The following is a 2,174-nucleotide window of genomic DNA, read 5'->3' on the forward strand; positions in this document are numbered from 1 at the left end:
GTCATTGAGTGATTTGACGAAAGTGAGCATATCCACCACCGGTTTGCCCTCAAGGTCCGGCTTGCCGCTCGCCATCATCGACTGGCCCGAAGCCCAAACCCACGACATCATGTCGTTCTGGACGCCGGATGGCGTTTGCAGCGACAGGGGCAGCACCCAGCCATACTGGTTCTGGTCGGCGTGCGTCATCTTCTTGGCGGCTTCGAGAAACTCCGCACGGGTCGACGGCAGCTTGGTCACGCCCGCCTTGGCGGCGAGGTCCAAATTCACGAAGACCGGATAGACGAACGAAGCCACGGGAAACATCACGGCCTTGCCGTCCACCTTGATGATATCCGCGACCTGGCTCTTGTCGAAACCGCTCGCATCCATCATCGGATTCATGTCGGCGAGTGCGCCCTGCGCATTCAGATTGTTCACCCAGGCGCCGTCGAGACCGACGACGTCGCTGAGCGTTCCGGTTGCAGCACCAACCGAGATCTGGTCTCGCGTGGTGGCGTAGGGGCCGCTGACCAGCGTCACCTTGATTCCGGGGTTTGCCGCCTCGAACTCGTCCATAATTGACCTGAGCGAGCCAGCCGGCAATTCGGGCTCCCACCATTGGGTGAATTCCAGCGTCGTATCCGCCATGGCGCCGGTTGCGCCAAGCAACCATGCGGCCGCGGCTATTTTCAGCATCGCGGATTTAATACGAAACGTCATTTTCTCCTCCTTCTTTATATTCGCCCGCACAATGCGGCCGATCGTCTGATTATTCAGAAGTCTTCTTACGCAGGCGCCTCACCCTCGCCCGCGGGTCTTATCGCTGATATTCAGATTGCCAGATGCGTCTCGGGGTCGAAGAAATGGAGCTTGGCATCATCCAGGGCCAAGCTGATTTCCGAGCCGGAGCGGACTGTGCTGACCGGTTCGAATTTCGCCACCGCATTCGACGCCAGGCCGAAATCCTGCACCGCGTCAGGGTCGCCGGAGTCCACCCGGACCGCGTCGATGTTGAGATGGACGATTTGTTCGGATCCGAGTTCTTCGATCGAGGTCACCTTTGCCGGTATCGTCTGATACTTGCGGCCGGATTCGAGACTGCTGTCATAGAGATCCTCCGGTCGTATCCCGAACACGACCTTGCGCCCCGCATACGACCTCAAGCCCGGCCTGCGCACGAAGGCTGCATCCTGCAGCCGGATGGCCAAGGCGCCGGACATCAGTTCGTCGCCCGTCAGGGTTGCCTCGAAAAGATTCATCGAAGGAGACCCGATGAAGCCAGCAACGAAAGCGTTCACCGGCGATTCATAGAGCCTCTTGGGTGCGTCGACCTGCTGCAGCACGCCGCCTTTCAACACCGCGACCCTGTCGCCCATCGTCATGGCTTCGGTTTGGTCGTGGGTCACATATATGGTCGTTACGCCGAGCTGCTTTTGCAGACTGGTGATTTCGGCGCGCATTTGAACACGCAGTTTCGCGTCCAGATTGGAAAGGGGTTCGTCCATGAGAAAGGCTGCCGGCTCGCGCACCATGGCGCGGCCCATGGCAACCCTTTGACGCTGTCCGCCTGAAAGGTTCGCGGGTTTGCTGTCCAGCAGAGACGTCAGTTGAAGGGTTTTGGCGATCTCGTCCACGCGCTTTTTGCGCTCGGCCTTCGGCTTGCCTGCCAGCCGCATCGAAAAGCCAATGTTTTCGAACACGGTCATATGCGGGTAGAGAGCGTAGCTCTGGAAGACCATCGCAATGTCGCGGTCCTTGGGCGGCATGTCGACGACGTCGACCCCGCCGATCCGAAGGCTGCCGCTGGTGACGTCCTCCAATCCCGCGATCATCCTCAACGCGGTGGATTTGCCACAGCCGGACGGCCCGACGAGAATCAAGAACTCGCCGTCCTTGACCGACAGGTTCAATTGGTCGATTGCGTGAAAATTGTTCCCGTATGTCTTGCAGATATTCTCAAGAACGACTTCTGCCATATTCCTCCCTCCACAAGTCTAAGCCACTGATTTTTATGATTGTCCTCGGCTTACGTTCACCTGCGAAATTTTTCCTCGGATAGTTCGGGCTATGTTCCGGTATCAAGCCGCGCATATTTCAGTTCGACTGCCGACGGCGCGTTCGTCGATGCCAGGAGTTCCTTGACCTGGTCGTCGGTCGGAAGCGCCTCGCGCCCGCCCCGCCCCGTTATCGAA

2 protein-coding genes are annotated in these 2,174 nt (G+C 58.7%); both read right to left on the reverse strand.

Going from position 1 to position 2,174, the window contains the following annotated elements; all coding sequences use genetic code 11:
• Positions 1–702, reverse strand: a 702-nt coding sequence (locus tag EN969_RS27890; protein WP_127419576.1) for an extracellular solute-binding protein, incomplete at its 3' end; no start/stop codon positions are given.
• A gap of 110 nt (positions 703–812) precedes the next feature.
• Positions 813–1,958: an ABC transporter ATP-binding protein gene (locus EN969_RS27895; protein WP_063167588.1), complete on the reverse strand. Its 1,146-nt coding sequence runs from the start codon at positions 1,956–1,958 to the stop codon at positions 813–815.
• Positions 1,959–2,174 lie beyond the last annotated feature (216 nt).

The organism is Mesorhizobium sp. M7A.F.Ca.CA.003.01.2.1 (assembly GCF_003998945.1).
GTDB lineage: Bacteria > Pseudomonadota > Alphaproteobacteria > Rhizobiales > Rhizobiaceae > Mesorhizobium > Mesorhizobium ciceri.

What these genes read in the sequence shown, in the direction of transcription:
- EN969_RS27895 (WP_063167588.1), bottom strand. Translation starts at nt 1,958, where the DNA reads ATGGCAGAAGTCGTTCTTGAGAATATCTGCAAGACATACGGGAACAAT.